Source organism: Frankia gtarii, assembly GCF_025403375.1.
GTDB lineage: Bacteria > Actinomycetota > Actinomycetes > Frankiales > Frankiaceae > Frankia > Frankia gtarii.
Genome location: NZ_JAMPTM010000301.1, coordinates 1 through 7859 on the forward strand (window position 1 = coordinate 1; position 7859 = coordinate 7859).

Sequence of the window (7859 nt, forward strand, 5' to 3'; positions counted from 1 at the left end):
CGACAAGTCCGGGCCCGGCCCGGGCCTCGCCCGGCGCACCATGCCCGTGACGGCGAGCTTCTCCACAGCGATCAGATCATGACCGCAGACCAGCCCCAGCGCCGTCCTGTGGGCATGATCGAACCGCTGCCGGGCAACACCCCGGCTGATCGTCCCCACCCGGGTAGCGGCCTTCCCGCACCGCGCCGAACCCCGCCTCCTACGGGACAGATCCCGCTGGGCGACGGCCAGCCGGCCCGCGGACCGCTCGAGGCATGTCGGGTTCGGCTCGTGCTCACCGTTCGAGGTGGTCAGGAACGACGCGACGCCGACATCCACCCCGACCACCCCCCTGCACCACGGCCGCCCGTTCCGCGCGTCGATCCACCGTCGCACAGCCCCAGCAGACACAGCACCGACAGTGGCAACGAAGCACTACTAGGACCACAGCATGGGCAACGGGGAATGCAACGGGTGAGCCTCGACGAACAGGCGAACGTGATCCGGTTCGATCCCCAACGCGACAACCGGCCACTCGTGCTCGGCGCACTCGGCGCGGACCGGCTCGTCGCAGCGGTCCCGGACGGCGCCGGCCAGGACGGGGCGGAGCGGTACTGCGGGCACCACACGACGTGCCAGCCAAGGTCGCAGGCGCCACCCACGCCGACCATCACCCGACAGAACACGCCTCCGGCTACACCGGCGTTGCCGGTCCAACCGGTACGGATCCGTGCCGGACTCCCCCGACGCCCGAAGGCGACAGTCTCCTCCGGAGGTCTTTGATGGATCGACGGATGCTGCTGCGCTCGGCGGTGGCGGCGCTGGGCACCGCCGCGTTCTCCGGGGCGACCTGGCATGCGGCCCTGGCCGCCACCGCCCGACCCGGGGTGGGGCCGTACGGGCCACCGCGGCCGCCGGACCGCTCCGGGGTGGCGCTGCCCGCGGGTTTCACCAGCCGGATCGTCGCCCGCTCACACCTGCTCGTCGGCGCGACCGAGTACGTCTGGCACGACGCGCCCGACGGCGGGGCCTGCTTCCCCGGACCCGACGGCGGCTGGACGTACGTGTCGAACTCGGAGGTGCTGCGCCGCGGCGGCGCCTCGGCGCTGCGATTCCGGGCGGACGGCTCGATCGCCTCGGCGGGGCGCATCCTCGGTGGCACCACCGCCAACTGCGCCGGTGGGGCCACCCCGTGGGGGACCTGGCTGTCGTGCGAGGAGTTCTTCTCCGGACGCGTGTACGAGACGTGGCCGGACGGGTCACGCCAGGCCGTGGCGCGCCCGGCCCTGGGGCGCTTCGCCCACGAGGCGGCGGCCTGCGACCCCGACCACCGGGTGATCTACCTGACCGAGGATCGCAAGGACGGCTGCTTCTACCGGTTCCGCCCGGACCGCTGGGGCGATCTGTCCGCCGGCCGGCTGGAGGTGCTGGTCGGCGATTCGGACGCCGTGTCCGGGCCGGTGCGCTGGGAACAGGTGCGCGATCCGGACGGCTTTCCCCGGGCGACCCGCCGGCAGGTCCGCGAGGCCCGCCGTTTCCATGGCGGCGAGGGCTGCTGGTACGCCCACGGCGTCTGCTACCTGACGACGAAGGGCGATGACCGGGTGTGGGCGTACCGGGTGGACGCCGGGCGGATCGACCTGATCTACGACCGGGCGAGCGTGCCCGACCCGCCGCCGCTCACCGGAGTGGACAACGTCGTCGGCGCGCGCTCGGGCGACCTGTACGTCGCCGAGGACCACGCCCGCCCCGCGCTGGTGCTCATCACCCCGGACGGCGTGGTTGCGCCCTTCCTGCGACTGCCGGCGCACGACAGATCCGAGATCACCGGCCCGGCGTTCAGCCCGGACGGGCGCCGGCTGTACTTCTCGTCCCAGCGCGGTGTCACCGGGCGCAACCGCGGCGGCATCACCTTCGAGGTGACCGGACCCTTCCGTCTCTGAGCCGACCAACCCGCCCGCCCGACCTGGGCGATAAAGCTGAACCTGACTTCAACTATAGGGACGTACGATCGCGGGCATGCTGCCCACCGATCTGTTGACCGTAGGCGAGCTGTCGCAGCGCAGCGGATTCGCCCCGTCCGCGTTGCGCTTCTACGAGCGGCAGGGCCTGATCGGCGCCACCCGCACCGCCGGGGGCCAGCGCCGCTACGAACGGCACGTGCTGCGCCGGCTGGCGTTCATCCGCGCGGCCACCGCGATGGGTCTCAGCCTCGACGAGGTGGCGCAGGCGCTGGCGTCGCTGCCGGACGCCCGCACCCCGACCAAGGCGGACTGGTCGGCGATCTCGCGGCGCTGGCGTTCCCGGCTGGACGAGGAGATTGCGGCCCTCGAGGCGCTGCGCGACGGGCTCGACTCGTGCATCGGCTGCGGCTGCCTGTCCCTGCGGCGCTGCCGGATCTCCAACCCGGGCGACCGGATCGGCGCCCTCGGCTCGGGGGCCCGGGCGCTGCCCGCGACGCTGCGCGGCGCCGGGCGGATGCATCACGGCGGCCACCGCCCGCAGGCCGCACTCGCCGGCCCCGGCACCGACCCGACCGGCACCGGCACCGGCCCGACCGGACCTGGCATCGATCCGAACGGACCCGCCGCCGCAGGGACGGGGTGCGTCGGATAGGACAGACCTGACGGCGGGTGGCGCGGCCGGTCCACGACGCGCCAGGACGAGCCGACGCAGGGTCTCAGGAGGGGTTGTGGGGGACACATATGGACCGTTCCGGTCGAGCGCCGGCTCCACGGAGCAGGTCAACGGCCTCGGTCAACGCATCGGTGGCGAACCGATCTCCTCGCTGCCCAGCAGAGCAGCGCACCGGCCCGTCGACCCTGCGCCCACCGGAACCGGCCCGGCGCGCACCCGTCGCCGCCGGCCGATGATCGTCGGGATCGGCGGCACCACCAGGACCGACTCCGCCACCCATCGGGCCCTGGCCGTGGTGCTCGCGACGATGGCCCAGGCCGGCGCCGAGACGGTGCTGTTCGGGTCCGCCGAGCTGGACCTGCCGATGTACGCCCCCGAACGGCCCGAGCGCGCCGCCGCGGCGCTGCGCCTGCTCGCCGCCGTGGAGCAGTCCGACGCCGTCGTGATCGCCACCCCGGGCTACCACGGCGGGATGTCCGGCCTGGTCAAGAATGCGCTCGATTACCTGGAGGACCTGCGCGGCGCGCCGCGGCCGTACCTCGACGGGCGGGCGGTCGGTCTCATCGTCTGCGCCCAGGGCACCCAGGCCGCGGTCACGACGCTGGACGCGCTGCGCTCGTGCGTGCACGCCCTGCGCGGCTGGCCGACCCCGTTGGGCGTGACGTTGAACACCGAGGAGCCCCTCTTCGACGCCCACGGCCGGCTGATCGACCCGGCTGCCGCGGCGCGACTCGAGACACTCGTCGACCAGATCATGGGCTTCACCTACGCCTGGTCCCAGGTGATCTGAGCCACCCCGCCGAGTGACGACGCCCCAGAGGTGCCGGTTCGTGCCACCAGTGCGTGACCGTTCTCGTGCAACGGCTACCGTGGCTGGCCCCGGCGGCGGAGCGCGGTGCCCGGCGGGGACGGACGACAGGAGATGACAGAGTGCGACGACGGTACGGGCTGCGTGGACTCGCCCGGGCAGGTCTGGCCCGGGCAGGTCTGGCCGCCGCACTCGCGGCGACGGTCGTCGCGTGCGGCGGTGGTTCGGACGGCGCTGCGGCGTCCGATCCGGCCGCCAAGGGGTCGCCCGTCAAGTTGATGATCATCGCCCCGACGGGCACCGCGGGGACGAACTACCCCGAGATGGTGGCCGCCACCCGCGCCGCCGTGCGCGGGGTCAACGCCCGTGGCGGGATCGGCGGGCGTCCCGTCGAGCTCGTCCACTGCAACGAGCGCAACGACGCCGCCGCCGCGAAGAAATGCGCCCAGCAGGCCGTCGACTCCGGTGTCCTCGCCGTCGTCAGCGAGGTCAGCGGCGCCGGCGGGATCATGCCGATCCTGCAGAACGCGGGCATCCCGTCGATCGGGTCGGCCGGCATCTCCGCCGACGGCTCCGAGCTCAGCTCCCCCGTCAGCTACGTCATCAGCCCGCTGACGCTCTACCCGGCGGTCTGCCCGGCACTGCTGGCCAAGGCGGGGGCGAACCACCTCGGCCTGGTCGGCTACGACCTCAGCGCCAGCGACCGGCTGATCGTCATGGCCGAGGGCGGCGGGAAGGCCGTCAACCATCCGATCAGCCCGAAGATCCGCATCCCGATCACGACGAGCGACTTCACCCCGGCGATCTCCCAGTTGTCCCGCTCCGGCGCCGACGGCGCGGTGCTCGTGGTCTTCGACCAGGCCGCCTACGCGGTGATTTCCAAGGCGGGCCAGCAGATCCGCACCTGCCACGCGGCGGGCACCCTGTCGCCGAAGTACCTGGCCACGCTCGGCCCCGCCGCGGACAAGCTCGTCGTCGCCACCGCCTTCCCGGAACTCAGCCAGACCGCCCAGTTCCCCGAGGTCGCGCGGATGGTCGCCGAACTCGACGCCGAGCAGGCCACCGGGGACGCCGACGCCGCCCCCGCCCTGCGCACGACGACGACCACCACCGGGGCGTGGCTGTCGGTGCAGATCGCCGAGAAGGTCGGCAACCAGGTGTCCGGGCCGCTGACGTCGAAGAACCTGCTCGCCCAGCTCAACCGGACCAGGAAGCTGGACCTGGGCGGCATCGTCCCGCCGCTGGACCTCACCGCGACCACCCCGATCCCCGGCGCGCAGCGAATCTTCAACACCACGATGCGGGGCGCCCGCTGGGACAGCGCCTCGAAGTCGTTCGTCCCCCTCGGCCCCGAGACCTACAACGGCCTGGACATCCTGCGCCGCGCCGGCTCCTGATCGGCGCCCGGGCCGCTGTAGGTCGAGCCGATTCCCGGACCCACCGAGCACTGTCGCCAACGTGCCCGGTGGGCTGCGGCTTCGGCCTGCTCGCCCAGAAGTAGCCGTCCTCGCTCGAGTCGATCTCTCCCGTGGCACGATCTGGCTCCGTCGCGTCGCCACCACGCGGCAAGTCCTCGACCCCGCCGATGACCAGGGCGGAAAAACTTCAGCGCCGGCCCGGTCCTGGCGACGATAAGTTGCGGCAATGCCGCTTCCGGCCGTGTGCCGGATTTCTCCCCACAGCACTCGAAGTACCCGGCCCGGATAGATACCGGGTAACAGCGCCTCACGGCGACGCGATAGCGTCCGCCCAGGCGACCGCTGTCCACTGAACCGCCGGCTGTACCAGAGGACGCAGGTCGGCGGAATTTCAGGCCATTGACGCCGGCCCCCGACCTGCACGACGGGTCCCCAACCACTGCAACACCACAACAATTCTTGAAGCATGTCCAAAAACTGACATAGCCCACAAACTGTGGGTGACAAAGATATAGCCTGGCAACGGTTTTCCGCGCGACCCGAGCCGCTCATCAGCCTTGGCGACACGCGAGACAACGGGCTTGTGCACTTCCGCTCCGCGAGCTCGCCTGCTGCGGCTGCCGCGTCAACGAGCCCTGAATTCAATGGACGACCGGACGGGAAAATCAGGAGGAGTTCCACCGATGACGGGTATCACTCGACGATGCCGTCCTGGATGTTCAGTCGCACGCGCTAACGAACACCAGCCGAGGTGACTACTCTCATAACCCGTTCCACGCCCTACGTGTCCCTTCCACGCGCAATCCCGGGGTGCGCCGATCGCCAATATCGCCAAAGGGTGGCGAATTTTGCGTTATTCGGCCTCGCACCCACCGTTCTTTACTGGGTCTGGTATCTCGGGCAAGGAAGAGACGGGATACCGGACGATTATCATTTCCTGAAAATCGCCGCACCTCTGTCCGGCCTCTGGATATCATTGGCCCCGCTGGTCTTCCAGCAAGGAGAGTTTATATACGAGGAGCTTCTGGACGCACTCTCCACCGACGAGACGGAGGCAGGCTGGGACATCCCAGCGATTCAGTCCTCGATCGACCGGATCGATCGTCACTATGCGCTGATAAGCAGGTCGCTGGCCCTTCCCATCGCCATTAGCGTTGGTTACGTCCTACACGGAATTCGAGACATCGCACCCGTAGATTGGCCGGCGGGCCTGCTCGGCGAGTCAGTCATCCTGATCTTCGTCGGGCACATCTCGGCGACCGGAATCTGGGGAATAGTCAAAGTCCTCGCGATCCTGCACTCTGCAGTGACGCACTCCACCCCCCAATGGCGCCCGTTCAGAGCACCGTATGGCGGGTTTCAGAGTCTTTTTCGGTTTGCCTGGCTAAACGGTGTCAACTTCAGCCTCAGCAACTTCACCGTCCCAGCCCTTATTGCGGTCTGGCCAAGACTGCACGACACGACAAGATCCATATCTGCGACTTTTATCGCGCTCACGTCGATCGGCGGCCTGCTCACCTTCTGGCTAACGACCGTGTGGCTCAACAGGACCTCTCGCCGGATGCAGACCGAAGCCGTCGAAGCGCTGGCGCCCGCCATCGAGACCCTGAGCACTCGACTGGTACGCATAGATCGTCTTTCCGCTCAAGAGGCAGTGCACCTCCGGCATAGCCTTGATGCCCTCCTGATGCTACGACAGCAGCTTCTACACGAAGACCCGGCGCCCAGAATCCGGACGGCCTTTCGCGCATCGACGACAGTGGTGCTGCCGGTAGTTCTGATCTTTGTGCAGTTTCTACTTCAAAGGATCTTCTCCTGAAGATCCTTTGTCTCGACCCCTAGCAGGACGGTGGCCGACGAGCCGATGCACTGGCGACTGCCGTCCGGTCCCGCGCCGCACGAGAGCGGCCCCGCCCTCGCGGTGGGCGTGGGAACGGCGCCATCCGTCTCTTCCGTAGGGATAAATCGCCACTGAACCCAATAAAATAGACATGGAGGTGCTCTCCCCCGCATCCACCGCGGACACACGGCCGTCTCCCGGCCCCCGGTCACCGGTCACCGGTCACCTGAACGGCTCGCGATGGTCAGCCCACCACAGATCGCGCCGCCGACGACAGCAAGGCAGGGCTGGTCCAGCCAAGCGGGAGGTAGACCGGTTGGCTGGGCTGCTCGGCGTCACCGAGACAGGACACCCGCGGGCTGCTATGCCGGCCGCGCAGCGCGCCGGTGACCAGGTCATCCATCACCGCCAGCCCGTTGCGGGTCAGCACCGACGCCGCGTGGAACTGCACGGAGGCGAAGGTGGGCCCGCGCAACGCGTGCACGTCGCCCGTCGCCCCGTCACGCGCCACCTCGATCTCCCCGATCCCCGGCCCGCCCGCCAACCGGGAGCTGGGATGACGCGCGAGGAAGGTGTTGTAGAAGTACACCTGCTCCCGGCGACCGAACAGGTCGATCGTGGCCTGCACACCCTGGCGGGGCACGGCCATCCGGATCATCGGCAGTCCGAGCAGCCTGCAGGTGCACGATCCTGGGGTCATGCAGGTCCAGCGGATCACCCGGGTCATGATGGTCTCGGTCGAGGACGACCGGGTCGAACATCCGGACAGCCGCGGCCGGATGGCCACGGCGCTCAGCGACTTCCAGGGCGCGACGGACACCACCGGCCTCGCCGCGGCCAGCGCCGACGCTCTCACCCGGGCGCGCGATCCGCGGCCCCCCGCCGAGCTGGACGTCGAGTTCTTCGAGTTCACGATCGCCCGCGCCCTGAACGGGATGTCGAGCTGGTTGGACGCCCGGCAGCCCTGACCGCCCCTGTGCAGTCGGGACCCGCCCCCGGTCAGGACGACGACCCGCGGGTGGCGGTCACGAGCAGCAGACCACCGCCCAGGCGCACCGCGAGATCGGTGCGGCGAAGGACACCGAGCTTGCCGTACGCGCGCTGAAGGTGGTTGTTGACGGTCCGGACGCCGTCAACGGTCACTACCCTCCAGCAACTGCCGACGACGACCGACGGC

At 69.8% G+C, this 7859-nt stretch carries 8 protein-coding genes and 1 pseudogene; 6 read left to right on the plus strand and 3 right to left on the minus strand.

Annotated elements, in window-relative coordinates; genetic code table 11:
• A partial coding sequence (locus tag NBZ83_RS27585; protein ID WP_261576089.1) for a transposase occupies positions 1 to 327 on the minus strand: 327 nt, incomplete at its 3' end.
• Positions 325 to 650, minus strand: a pseudogene (gene tnpA / locus NBZ83_RS34410) (IS200/IS605 family transposase); the annotation flags it as partial. The gene NBZ83_RS27585 and the pseudogene tnpA, both read right to left, overlap by 3 nt.
• 111 nt (positions 651 to 761) lie before the next feature.
• Here tnpA and NBZ83_RS27595 point away from each other — a divergent pair.
• From NBZ83_RS27595 to NBZ83_RS27615, 5 genes are all read left to right on the plus strand, one after another.
• Entirely contained in the window at positions 762 to 1922 is a 1161-nt protein-coding gene (locus NBZ83_RS27595) for an alkaline phosphatase PhoX (RefSeq protein WP_261570933.1), read from the plus strand.
• 76 nt (positions 1923 to 1998) lie between these two features.
• Positions 1999 to 2595 (plus strand): redox-sensitive transcriptional activator SoxR, encoded by a 597-nt coding sequence (soxR, locus tag NBZ83_RS27600; protein ID WP_308203832.1) that lies wholly within the window; start codon positions 1999 to 2001, stop codon positions 2593 to 2595.
• Positions 2596 to 2671: 76 nt separating this feature from the next.
• Positions 2672 to 3406 (plus strand): NADPH-dependent FMN reductase, encoded by a 735-nt coding sequence (locus NBZ83_RS27605; protein WP_261570934.1) that lies wholly within the window; start codon positions 2672 to 2674, stop codon positions 3404 to 3406.
• Between the two features lie 140 nt (positions 3407 to 3546).
• Positions 3547 to 4821 carry an ABC transporter substrate-binding protein gene (locus NBZ83_RS27610; RefSeq protein WP_261570935.1) on the plus strand — a complete coding sequence of 425 codons (1275 nt, stop codon included), beginning with the start codon at positions 3547 to 3549 and terminating at the stop codon, positions 4819 to 4821.
• Positions 4822 to 5680: 859 nt separating this feature from the next.
• Positions 5681 to 6661: a hypothetical protein gene (locus tag NBZ83_RS27615; RefSeq protein WP_261570936.1), complete on the plus strand. Its 981-nt coding sequence runs from the start codon at positions 5681 to 5683 to the stop codon at positions 6659 to 6661.
• 265 nt (positions 6662 to 6926) lie between these two features.
• On the opposite strand, the gene NBZ83_RS27620 is transcribed toward NBZ83_RS27615, so the two are convergent.
• On the minus strand, positions 6927 to 7331 hold the full coding sequence (locus NBZ83_RS27620; RefSeq protein WP_261570937.1) for a type 1 glutamine amidotransferase family protein: 405 nt from the start codon (positions 7329 to 7331) through the stop codon (positions 6927 to 6929).
• 31 nt (positions 7332 to 7362) lie between these two features.
• Between NBZ83_RS27620 and NBZ83_RS27625 the strand changes: the two genes are divergently transcribed.
• Positions 7363 to 7650, plus strand: a complete 288-nt coding sequence (locus NBZ83_RS27625; protein WP_261570938.1) for a hypothetical protein — start codon at positions 7363 to 7365, stop codon at positions 7648 to 7650.
• Positions 7651 to 7859: the final 209 nt, after the last annotated feature.

Excerpts from the sequence above, each read along its gene's own strand:
- soxR (WP_308203832.1), top strand. The coding sequence starts at position 1,999 with ATGCTGCCCACCGATCTGTTGACCGTAGGCGAGCTGTCGCAGCGCAGC.
- NBZ83_RS27620 (WP_261570937.1), bottom strand. The coding sequence starts at position 7,331 with ATGGCCGTGCCCCGCCAGGGTGTGCAGGCCACGATCGACCTGTTCGGT.
- NBZ83_RS27595 (WP_261570933.1), top strand. The coding sequence starts at position 762 with ATGGATCGACGGATGCTGCTGCGCTCGGCGGTGGCGGCGCTGGGCACC.